At 69.2% G+C, this 19,417-nt stretch carries 19 protein-coding genes; 5 read left to right on the top strand and 14 right to left on the bottom strand.

The features are described from left to right. Positions 1-147 precede the first annotated feature (147 nt). Entirely contained in the window at positions 148-870 is a 723-nt protein-coding gene (locus tag KIH31_RS14210) for a FadR/GntR family transcriptional regulator (protein ID WP_214427794.1), read from the top strand. Here KIH31_RS14210 and KIH31_RS14205 read toward each other — a convergent pair. The 6 genes from KIH31_RS14205 to KIH31_RS14180 form a co-directional block, all read right to left on the bottom strand. After that, on the bottom strand, positions 867-1,955 hold the full coding sequence (locus tag KIH31_RS14205) for an L-idonate 5-dehydrogenase (RefSeq protein ID WP_250546015.1): 1,089 nt from the start codon (positions 1,953-1,955) through the stop codon (positions 867-869). The genes KIH31_RS14210 and KIH31_RS14205 overlap by 4 nt on opposite strands. Continuing rightward, positions 1,945-2,724, bottom strand: coding sequence for an SDR family oxidoreductase (locus KIH31_RS14200; RefSeq protein WP_214427793.1), 780 nt, complete (start codon positions 2,722-2,724; stop codon positions 1,945-1,947). Before KIH31_RS14200 ends, KIH31_RS14205 begins: the two co-directional genes overlap by 11 nt. Then, positions 2,721-3,245, bottom strand: a complete 525-nt coding sequence (locus KIH31_RS14195) for a gluconokinase (RefSeq protein ID WP_214427792.1) — start codon at positions 3,243-3,245, stop codon at positions 2,721-2,723. The genes KIH31_RS14200 and KIH31_RS14195 overlap by 4 nt, the downstream gene beginning before the upstream one ends. Before the next feature lie 391 nt (positions 3,246-3,636). Beyond that, positions 3,637-5,151 carry a glycerol kinase GlpK gene (gene glpK, locus KIH31_RS14190; protein WP_214427912.1) on the bottom strand — a complete coding sequence of 505 codons (1,515 nt, stop codon included), beginning with the start codon at positions 5,149-5,151 and terminating at the stop codon, positions 3,637-3,639. A 38-nt stretch (positions 5,152-5,189) separates the two neighbouring features. Then, a complete protein-coding gene (locus tag KIH31_RS14185) occupies positions 5,190-5,939 on the bottom strand; it encodes an MIP/aquaporin family protein (protein ID WP_214427791.1) in 750 nt (249 codons plus the stop codon). A gap of 155 nt (positions 5,940-6,094) precedes the next feature. After that, a complete protein-coding gene (locus KIH31_RS14180) occupies positions 6,095-7,843 on the bottom strand; it encodes a glycerol-3-phosphate dehydrogenase/oxidase (protein WP_214427790.1) in 1,749 nt (582 codons plus the stop codon). A 211-nt stretch (positions 7,844-8,054) separates the two neighbouring features. Between KIH31_RS14180 and KIH31_RS14175 the strand changes: the two genes are divergently transcribed. From KIH31_RS14175 to KIH31_RS14160, 4 genes are read left to right on the top strand one after another with little or no spacing between them, the layout of a single operon-like run. Beyond that, entirely contained in the window at positions 8,055-8,972 is a 918-nt protein-coding gene (locus tag KIH31_RS14175) for a sugar-binding transcriptional regulator (protein WP_214427911.1), read from the top strand. A gap of 60 nt (positions 8,973-9,032) precedes the next feature. Beyond that, on the top strand, positions 9,033-9,872 hold the full coding sequence (locus KIH31_RS14170; protein ID WP_214427789.1) for an aldo/keto reductase: 840 nt from the start codon (positions 9,033-9,035) through the stop codon (positions 9,870-9,872). Between the two features lies 1 nt (position 9,873). After that, positions 9,874-10,761: an alpha/beta fold hydrolase gene (locus KIH31_RS14165; protein ID WP_214427788.1), complete on the top strand. Its 888-nt coding sequence runs from the start codon at positions 9,874-9,876 to the stop codon at positions 10,759-10,761. Beyond that, positions 10,758-11,843, top strand: coding sequence for a glycosyltransferase family 1 protein (locus tag KIH31_RS14160; RefSeq protein WP_214427787.1), 1,086 nt, complete (start codon positions 10,758-10,760; stop codon positions 11,841-11,843). The genes KIH31_RS14165 and KIH31_RS14160 overlap by 4 nt, the downstream gene beginning before the upstream one ends. Positions 11,844-11,872: 29 nt before the next feature. On the opposite strand, the gene KIH31_RS14155 is transcribed toward KIH31_RS14160, so the two are convergent. From KIH31_RS14155 to pyrF, 8 genes are all read right to left on the bottom strand, one after another. Further along, positions 11,873-13,978, bottom strand: a complete 2,106-nt coding sequence (locus KIH31_RS14155) for a primosomal protein N' (protein WP_214427786.1) — start codon at positions 13,976-13,978, stop codon at positions 11,873-11,875. A gap of 4 nt (positions 13,979-13,982) precedes the next feature. Continuing rightward, positions 13,983-15,191: a methionine adenosyltransferase gene (gene metK / locus KIH31_RS14150; protein ID WP_214427910.1), complete on the bottom strand. Its 1,209-nt coding sequence runs from the start codon at positions 15,189-15,191 to the stop codon at positions 13,983-13,985. 85 nt (positions 15,192-15,276) lie between these two features. Next, positions 15,277-16,491 (bottom strand): bifunctional phosphopantothenoylcysteine decarboxylase/phosphopantothenate--cysteine ligase CoaBC, encoded by a 1,215-nt coding sequence (coaBC, locus tag KIH31_RS14145; RefSeq protein ID WP_214427785.1) that lies wholly within the window; start codon positions 16,489-16,491, stop codon positions 15,277-15,279. A 30-nt stretch (positions 16,492-16,521) separates the two neighbouring features. Continuing rightward, the gene (gene rpoZ / locus KIH31_RS14140) at positions 16,522-16,782 is read right to left on the bottom strand and encodes a DNA-directed RNA polymerase subunit omega (protein ID WP_214427784.1); all 261 of its coding nucleotides are present in this window, start codon (positions 16,780-16,782) and stop codon (positions 16,522-16,524) included. Positions 16,783-16,820: 38 nt separating this feature from the next. Further along, on the bottom strand, positions 16,821-17,414 hold the full coding sequence (gene gmk / locus KIH31_RS14135; protein ID WP_214427783.1) for a guanylate kinase: 594 nt from the start codon (positions 17,412-17,414) through the stop codon (positions 16,821-16,823). Then, the gene (gene mihF / locus KIH31_RS14130; protein ID WP_214427782.1) at positions 17,414-17,731 is read right to left on the bottom strand and encodes an integration host factor, actinobacterial type; all 318 of its coding nucleotides are present in this window, start codon (positions 17,729-17,731) and stop codon (positions 17,414-17,416) included. Before mihF ends, gmk begins: the two co-directional genes overlap by 1 nt. 118 nt (positions 17,732-17,849) lie before the next feature. After that, the gene (locus KIH31_RS14125; RefSeq protein WP_214427781.1) at positions 17,850-18,554 is read right to left on the bottom strand and encodes a maleylpyruvate isomerase family mycothiol-dependent enzyme; all 705 of its coding nucleotides are present in this window, start codon (positions 18,552-18,554) and stop codon (positions 17,850-17,852) included. Positions 18,555-18,568: 14 nt separating this feature from the next. After that, positions 18,569-19,363 carry an orotidine-5'-phosphate decarboxylase gene (gene pyrF, locus KIH31_RS14120; RefSeq protein ID WP_250546042.1) on the bottom strand — a complete coding sequence of 265 codons (795 nt, stop codon included), beginning with the start codon at positions 19,361-19,363 and terminating at the stop codon, positions 18,569-18,571. Positions 19,364-19,417 lie beyond the last annotated feature (54 nt).

The raw sequence follows: 19,417 nt of genomic DNA, 5'->3' as shown, positions 1-19,417 counted from the left end.
AGGGATGGTGAAGTCCCGCTCGAATGCTGGACCATATATTGAACAGCGTACGCTGTGCTGAACAAATCGATAAGGGCGGCGGCACGTTCCCGCCTTCGGCGGCTGCGCGCCCCCTGTCCCGACGGCCCCGCGGCTATGCTTGGGACCATGCCGAGCAGCCTGCACCACCAAGCCGTCGAAAGGCTTGGCACCCGCATCGTCGAGGGTGACCTCCCGGCCGGCGACATTGTTCTGGCCGAACAACTCGAGGCCGAGCTGGGGGTGTCCCGGTCGGTGGTGCGGGAGGCCGTCCGCGTGCTCCAGTCCTTGGGCATGCTCGAAGCGACCAAGCGCGTCGGCATCCGGGTCCTGCCGCCCTCGTCCTGGAACGCGTACGACCCGATGATCATCCGCTGGCGGCTGGCCGGCCAGGGTCGCGGCGAGCAGCTGCGCTCCCTCACCGAACTGCGCACCGCCGTCGAGCCGATGGCCGCCGAACTCGCAGCGCTGCACGCGCCGGACAGCACCCGCCAGCAGCTGCTGGAGACGGCCGAGCAGATGCGCGCGGTCGGCCGCGCCGGCGATTTGCAGACCTTCCTGGAGCTGGATATCCGGTTCCACGCGATGGTGCTGGCGAGTTCGGGAAATGAGATGTTCGCCCGGCTCGCGGATTCGATTGCCGAGATCCTGCGCGGCCGGACCGACCTGGGCCTCATGCCGGACCACCCGCACGAGCAGGCCATGCAGTGGCACGTCGAAGTGGCAGCAGCAATCCACGCCCGCCGGCCGGAGGCGGCCCGCGAAGGCATGGACCGCATCATGCGCCGCACCGAAGCCGAACTCGAGACTGTCTGGCAGGGCAAGACCCGCGCTTTCGGTTCCATCGCCTAGAACTCCAGCAGGACTTTGCCGGAGACCGACGCATCCGCGGCCACCTCGAAGGCCTCGAGCGCGTCCGCGGCGGCGAACCCGTGGGTGATGACTCCGTCGACCGCGAGCGAGCCGTCGGCGAGGGCGGCAATGACGTCGTCGATTTCGTCATTGAATCGGAAGGAGCCCACCAGTTCGAGTTCCCTGGTAATCGCGAGCGACACCGGCACCGGCTGGTTACCGGAGGGCAGCAGCCCCACCATGACCACGCGGCCGCCGCGCATGGCGCCGCTGACGGCCGAGGCCAGGCCCCGCGCACTGCCTGAGGATTCGAGCACCACGTCTGCCTCGACGGCTGCAATGCGGGCAGCGGCGTCATCGGAGCCTGCCTCGATGGTCCGGGTGGCCCCGAGCCCGGCTGCGATCTCCAGCGGCTTCCGGTGCAGGTCCACGGCCGTGATGTCGGATGCCCCCGCCCGCCGGCACACCGCCACGGCCAGGGCGCCGATCGGACCCGCTCCGACCACGAGGACGCGCTTGCCGCGCAGGTCCCCGGCGCGGCTCACGGCGTGCCAGGCCACACTGGCGGGTTCAACGAGTGCGGCGGTGCGAAGCGGGAGCGTCTGCGGAAGCGGGCGGAGCATCCGCGAAGGCAGGACGGCATGGCGCGCGAAGGCGCCGTCGGTGTGCGGGAACCGCGCCGCGCTGCCCAGGTAGGTGCAACCGGGCGAGAGGTTCGGCCGGTCCGCCGGGTAGCGCGCGCCGGCCCCGCCCGGCGTCGCCGGATGCACCGCGACCGGGGTCCCTGCCGCCGGTCCGGAGCCATCGGCCGCGGACCGCACCACGGTGCCGACCACCTCGTGGCCGAGCACCATCGGTCCCTTCAGCACTGATTCACCGGCCGCACCGTGCTTCCAGTAGTGCAGGTCGGACCCGCAGATCCCGCCGAAGGCTATCCGGACGACAGCACTGTCGGGCGCAGGAACCGGCAGCGGGACGGTCCGCACTCGCAGGTCCCCGGCCGCGTGCGCGACGACGGCGAGGGCTTCGGCGGGGAGGTCCTCCGAGTGGCCGGCTGGCCCGGGCACACTGGCTTCAGACGACAACAGTCATTCCTCCGTCGATGAAGATGGTCTGGCCGTTCACATAGTTGGCGGCATCCGAGGCCAGCCAAACGGACGGTCCCACCAGGTCCTGGGCGGTCCCCCATCGCGCAGCGGGCGTCCGGCGAAGGATCCAGGAGTTGAAATCCTCATCGTCGACCAGGTTCTGGGTCATTTCGGTGTGGATGTAGCCGGGGGCGATGGCGTTGATCTGCAGCCCGCTGGCGGCCCACTCGGCGGTCATCGCGCGGGTGAGGTTCCGCAGCCCGCCCTTGGCTGCCACGTAGGGCGCGATGGTGGGCCTGGCCAGCTCAGCCTGCACGGAGCAGATGTTGATGATCTTGCCCCGGCCGCGGGTGACCATCCGGCGTGCTGCTTCGCGCCCGACCAGGAAGGCGCTGGTCAGGTCCGTTGCCAGCACCCGCTCCCAGTCGGCGGGATCAAGGTCCAGCATGGGGACGCGGTGCTGGACGCCGGCGTTGTTCACGAGGATGTCGAGCGGGCCGACGTTGGCTTCCACCCAGGCGATGCCCTCCGCCGCAGCCTTCGGGTCGGTCACGTCAAACGCTGCCGCATGCACGCGCCTGCCGTCGACGGAGGCTTGCAGCGCAGCACGCGCCGCCTCCAGCCGTCCGGAATCCAGGCCGTTCAGCACCACTGTGGCGCCGGCGTCGGCGAGTCCGGCCGCGATGGCATTCCCGATTCCCCTGCTGGAGCCTGTGACGAGCGCGACGCGGCCGGTCAGGTCGAAGAGGGAGTTTGAGCGGCTCACGCCGGGGCCCCGCACCCCAGCCCGCTCACGATCTGCTCGACCATCGCCGCGGGGGTCTGGCGGACGTCCACCAGGAGGTGCTTTTCGTCCGCCGCGAGCGGTTCCAGCGTTGCTAGCTGGGAGGACAGCAATGCGGGCGGCATGTATTCGTGGCTGCGGGCGGCCATCCGCTCCGCGATCGTGCCACTGTCCCCCGTGAGATGGACGAACACCAGGCCCGGGGCGAGTGCGCGCAGCAGGTCGCGGTACGAACGCTTGAGGGCCGAGCAGGCCACGACGCTGGAGTGCCCCTCGGCCTGGCTGTCAGCCAGCGTGCGCCCGATGGTTTCGAGCCAGGGCCGCCGGTCGTCGTCGTCGAGCGGATGGCCCGCCTTCATCTTTTCCTTGTTGGCCACCGGGTGCAGGTCATCTCCGTCTATGAACGGAATGCCGAGCCGCTGGCCCAGCAGCGCTCCCAGCGTGCTTTTGCCGGACCCCGAAACGCCCATGACAATAATCGGCGGAAGGTTCACCTGGTTCATTACCACTCCATCGTGCGGTCGCCGGACGGGTCTCCCATGACGCGACATCCGGCTTTAAATCATATTTATTACAGCCTAGGGGTGGGCCCGATCACTGTCAATACCCCGGGCACGGCGTCCTTCCCGCCATGTCCCCGATGTTCCGCGTACCGTTTTGGGTACTTAGGACACTTGCGCGAGGATACACGGCCGCGTATCGTGGTGGCACCGGCTCCCCACCGTCGTATCCCCCAATAGCGACGGCGGGGAGCCGTCTTTTAACGCTCGTTCAAGTCAAGGCTCCCGGACAGCGCAGCCGGGCTCCCGGACAGCGCAGCGGCCCGCCCGCCCCGGAACGCGCCGCGGGCGGGCGGGCCGGAAGCGGACGGGCCGCAGGGAAAAGCCGGGGACGTTAGCGCACGTCTTCGTCCACCCAGTCCATCGACTTCGTGACGGCCTTCTTCCACAGACGCAGCTGGCGGTCGCGCTCGCCCTCATCGAGCTGCGGCTCCCAGCGCTTGTCCTCTCCCCAGTTGGCCGAGCACTCGCCCAGGTCCTTCCAGAAACCGACCGCAAGGCCGGCTGCGTAGGCTGCGCCGAGCGCGGTGGTTTCAATCACCTTCGGCCGCACCACCGGCACGCCGAGGATGTCCGCCTGGAACTGCATGAGCGCATCGTTGGCCACCATGCCGCCGTCGACCTTCAGCTCCGTCAGGGGCACTCCCGAGTCGGCGTTGACGGCGTCCAGCACCTCGCGGGTCTGGAAAGCCGTGGCCTCCAGCGCGGCGCGGGCGATGTGGGCCTTGGTGATGTAGCGGGTCAGGCCGACCAGGGCACCCCGCGCATCGGACCGCCAGTACGGGGCGAACAGGCCCGAGAAGGCCGGCACGAAGTACGCACCCCCGTTGTCCTCGACGGACGCCGCGAGCTGCTCCACCTCGGGGGCGGAGTTGATGATCCCGAGGTTGTCCCGCAGCCACTGGATCAGCGATCCGGTGACGGCGATGGAGCCCTCCAGCGCGTAATGCGGCTTGTCCTCCCCCAGCCGGTAGCCCACGGTCGTCAGCAGCCCGTTCTTCGAGTGGACGATCTCCTCGCCCGTGTTGAAGATCAGGAAGCACCCGGTGCCGTAGGTGTTCTTGGCCTCGCCGGCGTCGAACGCGGCCTGGCCAAAGGTGGCGGCCTGCTGGTCACCGAGAATGCCCGCCACCGGCACTTCGCGCAGCAGCTGCGAGGTGTGCACGGTGCCGTATTCCTCGGAGGAGGACTTGATCGCGGGCATCATGGACCTCGGCACGCCGAACGCGGCGAGGATCTCGTCGTCCCACGCGAGGGTCTCGAGGTCCATGAACATGGTCCTGGAGGCGTTGGTCACGTCGGTGATGTGCACACCGCCGTCAGTGCCGCCGGTGAGGTTCCAGACCACCCACGAGTCGGTGTTGCCGAAGAGCAGGTCCCCTGCCTCGGCTTTCTCCCGGGCTCCTTCGACGTTGTCGAGGATCCACTTGATCTTGGTGCCCGAGAAGTAGGTAGCCAGCGGCAGGCCCACCTTCTGCTTGAACCGCTCGACGCCGCCGTCGGCCGCCAGTTCGTCCACGATCGGCTGCGTCCGGGTGTCCTGCCACACGATGGCGTTGTAGACCGGCTTGCCCGTCGTCTTGTCCCACACCACAGCGGTTTCGCGCTGGTTGGTGATCCCGACGGCGACAATGTCGTGGCGGGTCAGGTTGGCCTTCGAGAGGGCGCTGCCGATCACCTCGCGGGTGTTGTCCCAGATCTCCACCGGGTTGTGCTCCACCCACCCGGCGCGGGGGAAGATCTGCTCGTGCTCCTTCTGGCCCGAGGAGACGATGTTGCCGCTGTGGTCGAAAACGATGGCACGGGTGCTTGTGGTGCCCTGGTCAATGGCAATTACATACTGAGACATCATTGTTTCTTTCTGTAGGAGTGGATTGGAGCCGGTTCTCAGGAAGCTGCGGGCACGATCAGCGGAAGCCACATGGACATGAGCCCGGCGAGGACGCCGCCCACGATCGGGCCTGCGATCGGGACCCACGAGTACGCCCAGTCGCTGGAGCCCTTGCCCTTGATCGGCAGAACGGCGTGGGCGATGCGCGGGCCGAGGTCACGTGCGGGGTTGATGGCGTAGCCGGTCGGGCCGCCGAGCGAGGTGCCGATGACGACGACGAGCAGGGCCACGGCCAGGGGGCCGAGCTGGTTCGGGGAGTTACCGAACATCTTGATCACGAACACCAGCACGAAAGTGCCAATGACCTCTGTGACGAAGTTCCAGCCGTAGGACCGGATGGCCGGGCCGGTGGAGAACACGCCGAGCTTGGCGGCCGGCTCCGGTTCCAGGTCGAAGTGCTGCTTGTGGGCCAGCCACGCGACCACGGCGCCCAGGAAGGCGCCGGTCAGCTCGCCGCCGATGTAGGTGATGATCGATGTGAAATCGACCGGAATGCCGGGAACAAACTCCTTGATCCCGCTCGAAGCGAGACCCAGCGTGACGGCGGGGTTCAGGTGGGCGCCGGACTTCGCCGCGACGAATACGCCGGAAAACACGGCAAGACCCCAGCCCCAGGTCACCATAAGGAACCCGCCACCGTTTCCCTTGGTGCCCTTGAGTGCGACGTTGGCAACCACGCCGCAACCCAGAAGTGTCAGCATCATCGTGCCGAACACCTCGGAGATAAATACAGTACCCAGAGACATCTTTGACTCCTCAGTTTCTATTCATTTGTTCAGGCGGCCCCTGTTGGGGCCCCCGTGGGGGCGGACCAAACCCTGCCCGCACCCCGCGGCCGCCCGTTGCGCCGTGCCTTCAACGGGCGGCCCTCTTGAGCCTCTCGCCGTGTGTCCCTGGCGGTTCAGGCGATCAAGTGCTGCACCTCCACGCCGTGGTAGCGGTGGAGGACATCTTCGGCGTGCCGGATCTCGTCGGCCACGCGGGTGGCATCCCAGCCAAGTTCCTCGGCCAGGACCGCGCCCAGTTCGGCCAGCAGTTCGGCCGTCACAAGGCCCCGGAAGGCGAGGGAGGTGCGCCGGATGAGTACGTCGACGAGGTGGCCGATCTGCTCGTTCTCCACCATGAAGGCCACTTCGCGCGAGCTCAGTTCGCGGGTCGAGTCGAATGCCAGGTCGGGACCGGCCTGCAGGTAGTCGATCACCTCAGCGGCACGCGTGCCGTAGCGGGTCAGCAGGACCTCGACCCGGGCCGCGTCCAGTGCCGGGGTCATGTGGTCCTTGATCCACTGCTGCTCCTCGGCTCCGGTCGCGGGGAAGTTTACGCCGCCGCCGATGGGCAGGCGGGCGGTGGAGACGGTGCGGGTCTTGCCCAGCAGGCCGAGGACCTCGTTGGTGAGGTGCTCCGACAGGGCACGGAAGGTGGTCCATTTGCCGCCGACCAGGCTCAGGGCGGGAACGGTCCTGCCGGCCACCCGCCGCTCGCCGCGCTCGATGCGGTAGTCGCGGGAGACGAACCCGGGTTGGGTCTCGTCGTGGCGCGGGAGCGGCCGGACGCCGGAGAAGGTGTACACGATGCTGTCGCGGCCGACCCGGATGGACGGGAAGACATGCCCGATGAGGTCAAAGAAGTAGTCGATCTCCGCGTCGGTGCAGACGGCGTCTTCCGTCATGTCGGCGTCGACGTCCGTGGTCCCCACCAGCACCCGGTCCCCCATCGGGTAGATCAGCACGATGCGGCCGTCGGTGTGTTCGAAGAAGAGCTCGCGGCCGGCACAGGCGGCCAGCAGCTCCGGGTGGTCGAGGACGATGTGCGAGCCCTTGGTGCCTCCCATGAAGCGTGACGGCGTGCCGAGCGCGGCGTTCGTCTGGTCCACCCACGCGCCGGTCGTGTTCACGATGACATCCGCGGCGAAGCTGAAGGTCTCCCCGGTGAGCTCGTCGCGCAGCTGGATGCCGGAGTCGTCGATGCCGACGGCGCTGACGTAGTTCGTGGCGCGGGCCTGCGGGTTGGCGCGTTCGCCGTCCTGCAGCACATCCAGCGTCAGCCGCTCGGGGTTGTGCACGGAGGCATCGAAGTAGGTCGCCGCGTATTTGATGCCCGGGTTCAAGGCCGGCAGCTCCTGCAGTGCCTTCTGCCTTCCGACGAACTGGTGCCGGGGCACTTCTCCCCCGCTGCGGGAGAAGGAGTCGTAGATGCTCAGGCCGAGCTTGATCAGGAAGGCGCCGCGCTCGGTGGGCTTGCCCTGCTTGTGCGTCAGGAACCGCAGCGGCGCGGAGAGGATGCCTGAGAAGGTGCTGAAGACGGGGATGGTGGTCTTGAGCGGCTTGACGTAGTGCGGTGCGATTTTCAGCAGCCCGTTGCGTTCGACGACGGACTCCTGCACGAGCCGGAACTCGCCGTTCTCGAGGTAGCGGATACCTCCGTGGATCATGTGCGAGGAGGCGCCGCTGGCCCCCTGGCAGTAGTCCCCGCGTTCGACGAGGGCGACGTCAATACCCTGGAGGGCAAGGTCGCGGAAGGTTCCAACACCGTTGATGCCTCCGCCGATGATGAGCACTTGCGCCTGCGGACGGTTCCGCAGATTGTCGACCTTGCGGCGGCCGGCGGGTGAGCCTGAGTGTCCGGCGGTTCCCTGGTTCTTCAAAGCCACTCCTTCGGGCTTGAACTTCGCGCCCCGAGGCGCCTGCTCCCATTATTCTTGAGAAAGGTGGAAAATACAGTCAAGCCACCTGCACAAACGTGCAACGCGAGTAAGGGTACTCATGCCAGCCACACCTCCCGCCGCCGGTTCGCCGGCTGGCGCCCCTTCCCCCACCGGGTCCTACGTCGGCCGGACCGCCGAGGCGCTGCGTGCAGCGCAGATGTATTACCTGCAGGACCTGACGATGGACGCCATTGCGCGGGAGCTGCGCACCTCCCGCTCCACCGTCTCCCGGCTGATTTCCTCCGCGCGCGACGCCGGCCTGGTCCAGATCCAGATCCGGAGCCCGCTCGAAAGCGCACCGGAGCTGGAGCGGCTGGTGCGGGAGAAATACCAGGTCGACGTGCACGTTGTCCCGGTTCCCGACACCCTTCACGAGACGGACGTGCTGGACAGGGTAGCGATCCAGGCCGCGCGCACGATCGGGCCGCTGGTGGACTCCAACGCCATCGTCGGGGTCGCCTGGGGTTCCACCGTGAGCGCGGTCAGCCGCCACCTCACCCGCAAGATCACGCACGACAGCACCATCGTGCAGCTGAACGGGGCGGGCAACACGCAGACCACCGGCATCACCTACGCCAGCGAGATCATGCGCCGCTTCGGCTCCGCCTACGGCGCCCGGGTCGAACAGTTCCCCGTCCCGGCCTTCTTCGACCACGCCGAGACGCGCACGGCCATGTGGGCAGAACGCAGCGTCCAGCGCATCCTCGGCCTGCAGGAACGGATGACCACCGCCATCTTCGGTGTCGGGACCGTCGACGCCGACCTGCCCAGCCATGTGTACGCCGGCGGCTACCTCGACGAGGAGGACCTGGAGTCCCTGGCAGCGGACGCCGTCGTCGGCGACGTCGCGACCGTCTTCTTCCGTGCGGACGGTTCCGACGACGGGATTGTGATGAACGCCCGGACCACCGGCCCCAGCCTTGACCTGCTGCGCACGGTGCGCCGGCGCATCTGCGTCGTCTCCGGCGCATCAAAGGTCAAGGGGCTGCGCGGGGCGCTGGCCGCCAACCTCGCCACCGACCTGATCCTCGACGAAGGCACGGCCCGCCGGCTGGTGGCCGACGACGGGCAGTAGCGCACGCCCGACACCGGCCGCCGCACCCGCGCGGCAGGTATTCCTCGGTAGAGTCGAAGCATGTATTCGGTGCCCTCGCTCAGGCTCAACAACGGCATTGCCATGGACCAGCTCGGATTCGGCCTCTACAAGGTCCCGCCGGGCGACGCCTTCGGGCTGGTGACCCAGGCGCTCGAAGCCGGCTACCGCAGCATCGACACCGCCGCCATGTACGGCAACGAGCGAGGCGTCGGGGAGGCGGTGCGCCGCTTCTGCGAGGAGGATGGCGGAACCGCGCGCGAGGACATTTTCGTCACCACCAAGGTCTGGAACGACGACCAGGGCTACGACCGCACGCTTGCCGCGTTCGACGCGTCCCTGGCCGAACTCGGCCTGGACTACGTGGACCTGTATCTCATCCACTGGCCGTGCCCGCAGCGCGGTTTGTTCGTGGACACCTACAAGGCGCTGGAGAAGCTCTACCGCGAGGGACGGGTGCGGGCGATCGGCGTCTCGAATTTCCAGCCGGACCATCTGCGCACCCTGCTGGATGCGACGGACGTCGTGCCGGCCGTGAACCAGATCGAACTGCACCCGTGGCTGCAACAGCACCGGCTGCGCGAACTCCACGACCAGCTCGGCATCCGCACCGAAGCCTGGAGTCCGCTCGGACGGGGCCAGGTGCTGGCCGATCCGGAGCTGGAGCGCATTGCGGCAGAAGCCGGCCGCTCGGTGGCGCAGGTGGTCCTGCGCTGGCACGTGCAGACCGGCAACGTGGTGATTCCGAAGGCCAGTTCGGCCGCCCGGATCAGGGAGAACATCGGGATCTTCGACTTCACGCTCGACGGGACGGCGATGGAGCGGATCGACGCATTGGACCGCAACCAGCGCAGCGGATCGCACCCGGACAAGGTCAACTGAGGTGGCGGCGGAACTGCAGGAGCGCACCCGGCACCGCACGTTGCACTGGGGCGGGGCCGAGATCCACTACTGGGAATACCTGCCGGCGGCCCGCACGCAAGGCAGCCGGACGATCGTCGCCGTGCACGGATTCCGCGGCGACCACCACGGGCTGCTGCGGGTCGTGGAGGAACTGCCGGACCAGCACATCATCATGCCGGACCTTCCGGGCTTCGGTGTCTCGGGTGCCTTGGCCGGCATCCGTCACGATGTGCCCGGGTACGCATCCTTCCTCGAGGCTTTCCTCGACGCCTTGGAGCTGGGGCCGGATACCGTGCTGCTCGGCCATTCCTTCGGCTCGATCGTGGCCAGCCATTTCGTCGCGTCCCGTACGGGGCGGGTCAACCCGCTGATCCTCGTCAACCCGATCGCTTCCCCCGCCCTCGAGGGGCCCAAAGGGGTGCTCTCCAAGCTCGCCCTGGGCTACTACGTGGCCGCAGCCCGGCTCCCCGAACCGGCCGGCCTGGCCCTGCTGCGCAGCCGGCTGATCGTGCGGCTGATGAGCATCACGATGGCGAAGACGCGCGACAAGCAGCTCCGCCGGTTCATCCACGCCCAGCACGCCGCCTACTTCAGTGCCTTCGCCAACCGGGACATGCTGCTGGAATCCTTCCGGGCCTCCATCGGGGGAACCGTCCGCGAGGTTGCGCCCCGGCTCGCGCTGCCTGTGCTCCTCGTCGCCGGCGCCGAGGACGACATCGCCCCGCTGCCCACGCAGCGCCAGTTGCTGGAGCTGCTGCCGGACGCCGAGCTGAGCGTCATCGGCGGCGTGGGGCACCTGATTCACTACGAGACGCCGGCCGAGGCCGCGCGGTCCATCACGAGTTTCCTGGAGAGGCACCCGGCGTGAAGATTGCCATCGATGCACGGTTCACCCGCACCGACCACCACGATGGCATCAGCCGGTACGGCTCCAGCCTGATCGCGGCCGTGTCCCGGATTGCCGACGTCGTCATGCTGATCTCCGACGAACCCCAGCTCGCACTGCTGCCCGACGTGCCATGGGTGAAGATCGGCAGCCCGTTGTCTCCACGCGAGCTGTTCGTCGCGCGCCAGGTGAACAAGCTCGGCGTCGACGTCGTGGTCTGCCCGATGCAGACGATGGGCAGCTGGGGCCGCCGCTACGCGCTGGTGCTGACCCTGCACGACCTCATTTACTACGAACACCCGGCGCCGCCCGGCTTCCTGCCGCTGCCGGTGCGCGTGCTCTGGCGCCTCTACCACAAGGCGTACTGGCCGCAGCGGGTCCTGCTGAACCGGGCCGACGTCGTCGCAACGATCAGCCGCACCACCGAGTCCCTGATGCGCCGTTACCGGCTGACGCGCAGGCCGATCCGGATCGTCGGCAACGCCCCTCAGGCGGCCAGGCAGCCGCGCGACCCGTCGCTCGCGCCGGAGAAGTCCCTCGTCTACATGGGCTCGTTCATGCCGTACAAGAATGTCGAGACAATGATCCGGGGCCTGAAGGAACTGCCCGACTACACGCTGCACCTGCTCAGCCGCGTGACCCCGGAGCGCCGCGCCGAGCTGGAGGCGCTGGTCCCGGACGGCGCGCAGGTGGTGTTCCACAACGGCGTGACGGACGAGGAATACGACGAGCTCCTGCTGCGCTGCACTGCGCTCGTCACGCTCTCGCGGGCGGAAGGCTATGGTCTGCCGCTGGTCGAATCGATGGCGCTGGGCACGCCGGTCATCGTCAGCGATACGCCGATATTCCGCGAGGTGGGCGCCGATGCGGCGGTCTACGTGGATGCGCAGTCGCCGGCCGCGTTTGCCGCAGCCGTGCGGGAACTGGAGGCGGAGGGGCATTGGCAGGAGCGTTCCCGCGCCAGCGTGCTGCGTGCAGCCGACTACAACTGGGACACCTCGGCCGCACAGCTGGTGGAGGTTGCCCGGGAAGCCGTGGCCCTGCGCACCGCGCGCCGCAGTTGAAGCAGGCAGGCACCAGGACAAACCCGGCCCTACAGCAAACCGGGCCCGTCGAACCGGATGTTCACCGGGCTGCCGGCGCGTTTTGCTGCGGCGGTTGCCTTCGCGGCCCGCAGTGACGCCGATACCGCCGCGGCTGCCGCATACGGGATGAAGAGCAGTGCCCGGTGTTCCGGAGCCTCGGCGCCGTGGCCGTGCGCGGAGGCCGACTCGGCCACCGGCACCGGGCCGACCACGCGGACCTGCGGCGGCAGCCCTGCCGCGTGCAGCAGCGCCTCCACGGCGTCGTGCTCCCCGGTCAGCGCTGCGACCCGGACCGCCGGTGGCAGGCCAAGGTGCGCCCGGAGCGATAGCTCGGACGCGGCATACGCGGCGGGGTCCCACCGCACCAGCGGCCCGACCACGCCGTCGTCGGAGGCTGTCACCACCACTGTGCCTCCCTCGCGCGCGGGGGTCACCAGGGCGCCGGCGTTGAGCCAGCGACGGAAGGTCTCTTCGCCGGCGCGCAGCGCTTCGCGCCGCAGCAGCACGTCCCCGTCCAGCAGGAGTGCCGCCGCGTAGCCTTTCTCGGCGACAGGCTCCGCGCCGACGGTGGCCACCACCAGGGCAGGGCGGTCCGGGACCGTGGCCCTGACCTGGTCCCCCGACGAGGAGACAACCGTGACCCCGGGAAAGGCACGGCCCAGTTCCTCGGCCGTGCGGGTCGCCCCAATGCTGGTCCGGCGCAGGGCGGTCGATCCGCAGGTGCGGCAGGCCCAGTTCCGCTCCGGCTTCGCGCACCACCGGCAGGTCGGCGTGCCGCCGCTGCCGCCCGTGGTCAGCGCCAGCGGCCCCTCGCAGTGCCGGCAGCGCGCGGGCTCGCGGCAGACCTGGCAGGCGAGCGACGGCGCGTACCCGGCCCGGGCCACTTGGACGAGCACCGGACCCTTTTCCAGGGCTTTCTTGGCGCTCTGCCAGGCGACATGAGGCAGCCGGGCTGTGCGTGCCAGAGGATCCCGCGCGGTCTCGTAGCTGTCGGTGCTGGCCACCACCCGCGGCGCCAGCGCGCGGACAGCGGAGCGGTCCGGCTCGATCGGACCGGCCCATCCAGACTCCACCAGCCGCTGGGCTTCCGTGCTGCGGGTATGCGCGGCGAGCAACAGGCCGGTCTTCTCCTGCTCGGCGCGCAGCAGCAGCACCTCGCGGCTGTGCTGGTACGGGGAGCGCTGCTCCAGATGCAGGTCGTCGCCGTCGTCCCAGCAGACCAGGAGCCCGGGGTTCTTCACCGGGGCGAAGGCGGCTGACCGGGTGCCCACGGCCACGGCCGCCGCCCCGGTGAGCAGTTTCAGGAAGTTGCGGTAGCGGGGGGTCGGGCCGTCGTCGGCCGTCAGCCGGACGAAACTGCCGGCCGGGAGCACCTCCCCCAGCGCCGCTTCCATCCGCTCGAGGTCGCGGTAGTCCGGCACGACGACGACGGCGCCACGGCCGGAGGCGTGCACTGCGGCCACCGCCGCGGCGAGCTGCCGCGGCCAGCCTGAGTCGCCGTACCCCTTCAGGGCCGTCAGCACCGCGCGCGGCGAGCCTCCGTCGCGAAGGTGCCCGAGGAAACTGGCGGCATTGCGGTAACCGGGAAAAAGCGTTTCGGTGCTTACCGGTTCCGGCGCCGGGGACTCCGAGGGCGCCGGGGACTCCGAGGATGCCGGGCCGAGGTCGCCGGCAGTGAATTCCTTGTCGACCCGTGCAGCGCGCGGCGGCACGGCGACCCGGAGGACGTCACTGAGGGTGCCGGCGTAGCGGGCCGCAACCGCCTCGGCCAGTGCCCGGATCTGCGGGGTGAGCACGGCGGGTGCGCCCACCACCTTCAGCAGCGGACTGAGCTTCGCGGAAGTGTCCGCATGGTCGGCGCGTTCGAGCAGGTAGCCGTTGAGCTCCTGCCCGGAGAACCGGACCTTGACCCGCACGCCCGGCTGCGCGGCTTCGTCCAGCTCTGCCGGAACGGCGTAGTCGAACGGCCGGTCCAGGTGCGGCAGCGCGGATTCGATCTGCACCCGCGCCACGGGCAGCCGTCCGGCAAGGACGGTGCCCGCGGCGGCCACGGGGCCGGAGGAAAACCCGTGCAGCAGCGTGGGCTGCGTCGCAGGGCCGGGCGTGCCGCTCAACGCTCTAGGCGTTGAAGTAGGACTTCAGCGCGTCGACCCGGTCCAGGCGCTCCCAGGTGAAGTCGGCGTCCTCGCGTCCGAAATGCCCATGCGCCGCGGTCTTGGTGTAGATCGGCCGCTTCAGGTCCAGGGCATTGATGATGCCCAGGGGCCGCAGGTCGAAGATCTCGCCGATCGCCGCGCTGATCCGCTCCGGGTCCACCGTCTCGGTGCCGAAGGTCTCCACGTACGTGCCGACCGGGTGGGCCTGCCCGATGGCATAGGCGACCTGGATCTCCGCGCGCCGCGCCAAGCCGGCGGCGACCACGTTCTTGGCAACCCAGCGCATCGCGTAGGCCGCCGAACGGTCAACCTTCGACGGGTCCTTGCCGCTGAAGGCGCCTCCGCCGTGCCGGGCCATGCCCCCGTAGGTGTCGACGATGATCTTGCGCCCGGTCAGGCCCGCGTCGCCGACCGGTCCCCCGATGATGAAGGCACCGCCGGGGTTGAGGATGTGCTTGGTGGTGGAGATGTCCAGGTCGGACTGGGCCAGCACCGGGTTCACCACGTACGTGACCAGGTCCTGGCGAAGCTGCTCCAGTTCCACGGACTGCTCGTGCTGGCTGGAAATCACGACCGTGTCCACGGACACCGGCCGGTCCCCCTCGTAGCCGACGGTGACCTGCGTTTTCCCGTCCGGGCGCAGGTAGGCCAGCGAGCCGTCCTTGCGCACCTCGGTCAGCTTTTCGGAGAGGCGGTGGGCGAGCCAGATCGGGGTCGGCATGTAGACGGCGGTTTCGTCGCTCGCGTAGCCGAACATGATGCCCTGGTCGCCGGCACCCTGCAGGTCGTAGTCGTCCTTCTGGATGCCCTGCCGGACCTCGAGGGAATGGAATACGCCGTCGGCGATCTCCGCCGACTGCTGTCCGATCGAGACCGATACGCCGCACCGCGCGCCGTCGAAACCGTTGGCGGACGAGTCATAGCCAATGTTCAGGATGGTGTCGCGGACGATCTGCGGGATCTCCACGTAGGCGTCGGTGGTCACCTCGCCGGCCACGTGGACCAGGCCCGTGGTGGCGAGGGTTTCGACAGCTACGCGGGATTCCGGGTCCTGGGCGAGCAGCCCGTCAAGGATTGCGTCGCTGATCTGGTCGCAGATCTTGTCCGGGTGGCCTTCGGTCACCGACTCGGAGGTGAACAGGCGCAGTGCCTTGGGGTCCGTGCTGTGCATTGGTGTCGTCACTCATCCACTCTACTTGTTTCGGGGCGGGCCCTGATGCGCTCATGACCCCGTGCTACGGGCAGGTCCGGACCGGCTACAGGGCGTCCAGCTCGCGGGCGAGACGGGCGACGACGGCGGCCGCCACCTCGGCCTTGCTGCCGTGGACCGCCTGTGGTTCGTCGCCGCTGCGCGAAAGGATGAGTACGTCGTTCAGGTCCGTGCCAAAGCCCTTGTCGTGGCCGACCTCGTTGACCACCAGCAGGTCACAGCCCTTGCGTTCAAGCTTGCCGCGGGCGTAGCTGAGCACGTCGCCGCGCTCGTCCCCCGTTTCGGCTGCGAAGCCGACGATTCCCTGCCGGCGGCCTTCCGCGTTCCGTGCTGCGACGAGCTCCTGCAGGATGTCCGGATTGCGGGCCAGGGTGATGACAGGGTCCGCCGCGTCGTCGCGCTTCTTGATTTTCGTGGCCGAAAGTTCAGCGGGGCGGAAGTCCGCGACCGCGGCGGCCATGATGACGGCGTCGGAATCACGGGCTGCAGCAAGCGTCGCCTCACGCAGTTCCAGTGCCGTTCCGACGCTGATGAGTTCGACGCCGGCCGGAGCGGGGACGTCCATGTGCGCGGCGACCAGCCGCACGCGCGCGCCGGCATCGAGGGCCGCCCGCGCCAGCGCCACGCCCTGCTTGCCGGAGGATCGGTTGCCCAGGAAGCGGACCGGGTCGATCGGTTCGCGGGTTCCTCCCGCGGTCACTGTCACTGTCCGCCAGGCCAGCTTCGCCGGTTCCGCCGCGGCCGTCAGCGCCTGGGCGGCCGCGAAGATGTCCTCCGGTTCGGGCAGCCGGCCGGGGCCGGAGTCAGGGCCGGTGAGGCGGCCGCTGGCGGGCTCCAGGACGGTGACGCCGCGGGAGCGCAGGAGGGCGACATTGGCGGCCGTGGCCGGGTGCTGCCACATTTCGGTGTGCATGGCGGGGGCGAACAGCACCGGCCCTCGAGCCATCAGCAGCGTGTTCGTCAGCAGGTCCCCGGCTTGGCCGGTGGCCGCGCGGGCCAGCAGGTCGGCGGTTGCGGGGGCAACGACGATCAGGTCCGCCTCGTGTCCGAGCCGGACGTGGTTGACCTTGTCGAGGTCGTCGAACACCGTGGCGCTGACGGAGTGGCCGGACAGCGCCTCCCAGGTTGCGGCGCCGACGAACCGGAGCGCGGCCTCGGTGGGGACCACCGTGACGTCATGGCCCGCTTCGGTGAACAGACGCAGCAGCAGCGCCGCCTTGTAGGCAGCGATCCCGCCGCCTACCCCCAGAATGATGCGCACGACTCGTCCGGTGCCCCTGCCGCGGCCGGGTTACTCGGCGGCTTCGACCGGCGTGGAAACCAGCATGCCCTCGTTGATCTCGCGGAAGGCGATGGAGAGCGGCTTCTCGTTCAGCTTGGTGTCCACGAGCGGACCGACGTACTCGAACAGGCCCTCGTGCAGCTGCGAGTAGTAGGCGTTGATCTGGCGGGCGCGCTTCGCCCCGAAGATCACCAAGGAGTACTTGGAACCGGCGGCCTTGAGCAGGTCGTCGATCGGCGGGTTGATGATGCCTTCGAGAGGTGTAGACACGAAATTCTCCAAAAATCAGTGGGCTGCACGCGGCGCGGTCAGCGCGGGTGCGGGGTCAGACCCATCAGCGAAACTAGCTCGTCAGCCGCCCGGCGCACGTCATCGTTGATGATGGTGTGATCGAACTCCGGTTCGGCAGCAAGTTCCAGTTTAGCGGTTTCCAGCCGCCGCTGCTGTTCTTCCACAGTTTCGGTCCCCCGGCCTACCAGCCGGCGCACCAGCTCGTCCCACGTCGGAGGTGCCAGGAACACGAAGCGTGCCCCCGGAACTGCCGCCTTGACCTGCCGCGCTCCCTGCAGGTCGATCTCCAGCAGCACGGACTTTCCCTCGGCGACGGCTTTCGCCACGGTGCTGCGCAGCGTGCCGTACCGGTTGTGCCCGTGGACGACCGCCCATTCGAGGAACTCGCCCTCCGCAATGAGCTGGTCGAACTCGTCGGAGCTCTTGAAGAAGTAGTGCACGCCGTCCTGCTCCCCCGGCCGCGGTGGCCGGGTGGTGGCGGAAACCGAGAGCCAGACCTCCGGGTAGTTGTCCCGGATGTAGGTGGACACCGTTCCTTTGCCGACGGCGGTGGGCCCGGCCAGGACTGTCAGGCCGCCTTCGAGGCTGCGGGCATCCGGTCCGCCGGCCATCAGCGCACGCCCAGGTGGTCGACGAGGGCCTTGCGCTGGTGCACTCCGAGCCCGCGGACGCGGCGGGTGGGGGCGATGCCCACTTCGCTCATGATTGCCGTCGCCCGCACCTTGCCGACGCCGGGCAGGGCCTCAAGCAGTTCGCTGACCTTCAGGCGTCCAATCGCTTCCTCGTCCTTGCCCGCCTCGAGCACTTCGGCCACGGTGACGCTGCCGTCCTTGAGCTTGTTCTTCACTTGCGCCCTGGCGGTGCGGGCCGCGGCGGCTTTCTCCAGAGCGGCGGAACGTTCATCGGCGCTCAACGGTCGCAGGCTCACGTGGTTCTCCCGTGCAGTTGTGGCGCGTGGATGCGCTCGGGGGTTTGGACTCTTGATGAACCTATCCGCTATCGCCAGCCAAAATCAATCCGCTTGGGCCTCGGTGCGCTGCGCCGGTTCAGGGGACGACGGGCGCCCGCAGGAGCGCGGCCGCGGCCGCCTGGTTCCCCTCGATACGGCCCTTTGAGGCAAGGTCGCTCCGGTGCCAAAGGCCCAAGTAAAGCTCCGGCGCCGGAGCGGAAACGACGGCGCGAACAGGGCCCTCGCCCACGGTCCAGGCGTCTCCGCCCGGGGTTTCGAACCGCACTGCCGCGGCCACCGGCTGCAGCTGGCCGAGCCGCAGCTGCCGGGGAAGGAACATGGTGAGGACTTCGTCCGTGCCGTCCAGGGCGAGGTCCTGGGAAACCGGTGGCGCTTCCTCGCCGGCCGCCGCGGCGGCGTCCCACGCGTGGATGAGGTGCTCGTGGGCCTGGCGGCGGAGCCAGAACCCCGCAGTCCGCGGTCGCGGACCGAAGTTCCAGCATTCCCGGTTCGGGTCGACGTCGGCCATCGCGGCCAGGAAGACATCGGTGCCGTCCAGGAACCAGGCCGCCTCCGCTCCGGCCGGTGGCTCGGGCTCGGGGGCCGGCGCGCCGGACGCCAGCACACCGGCCACCCAGCGCTCAATCGACCCGACGTGGCCCAGCAGCGCGCCGAGGTTCCAGCCCGGGCACGCCGGCACCGGGTTGCCCAAGGCGTCGGCTCTTCCGGCCGCATCCCGCAGCAGGGCGATGCTTCCGGCGAGGGATGCCAGGTATGCCGCGGCGGAGAGGGGCTGGCGCAACTCAGTACACCCGCTCAGCTCAGCGCGTCGAGCGTCCGGCGGGCGGCGCCGCGCAGGCCCTCCCGTGACGGGCCCGCGGCGAGGATGTCCCGGCTTGAGGTGCCGAGCACCTGCGGGTAGGCGTCCCCGAACGTTGTTTTCAGGTCCGCCGCCGTCGCTCCCTGGGCGCCGAGCCCGGGGGCGAGCACGGGGCCGCCCATCGCCGCCAGGTCCAGCCCGAGGTCCCGGACCGCGGAGCCGACGGTCGCGCCGACCACCAGCCCGACTGAGCCGAGACCGGTCCCGTAGCGCCGGTTTTCCGACTCGGCCGCCTCGGTGATCCGCCGTGCCACGGACTCGTCGCCGCCCACGTGCTGCACCGAGGCGCCCTCCGGGTTGGAGGTCAGGGCCAGCACGAACACTCCCCTGCCAGCTTCAGCCGCCAGGTCCAGTGCCGGCCGCAGCGACTCGAAGCCCAGGTAGGGGCTCAGGGTCACCGCATCGGCGGCCAGGGCCGAACCGTCCCGCAGCCACGCGTCCGCGTAGGCGGCCATCGTGGAACCGATGTCCCCGCGTTTGGCGTCCGCGATGGTCAGCACCCCCACTGCCGCAGCCGCGGCGAGCGTCTTTTCCAGCACCGCCATCCCGGCCGAGCCGTGCCGCTCGTACAGCGCGACCTGCGGCTTGAGTGCCGCGGCCAGGTCCGCCACGGCGTCGACGACGGCGAGCGAGAACCGCTCCAGTCCGTCGACGCCGTCATTGAGCCCCCACTGCGCGAGCAGCCCGGGGTGCGGGTCGATCCCCACGCAGAGCGGACCCCGCGCGAGCATCGCCGCCTCGAGCCGGGCACCGAACGCCGCCCGGTCGGCGGGGAGGGCAGGTTC

Source organism: Paenarthrobacter sp. DKR-5 (genome assembly GCF_018531425.1).
GTDB lineage: Bacteria > Actinomycetota > Actinomycetes > Actinomycetales > Micrococcaceae > DKR-5.
This window is presented reverse-complemented; position numbering and strand designations above follow the sequence as displayed.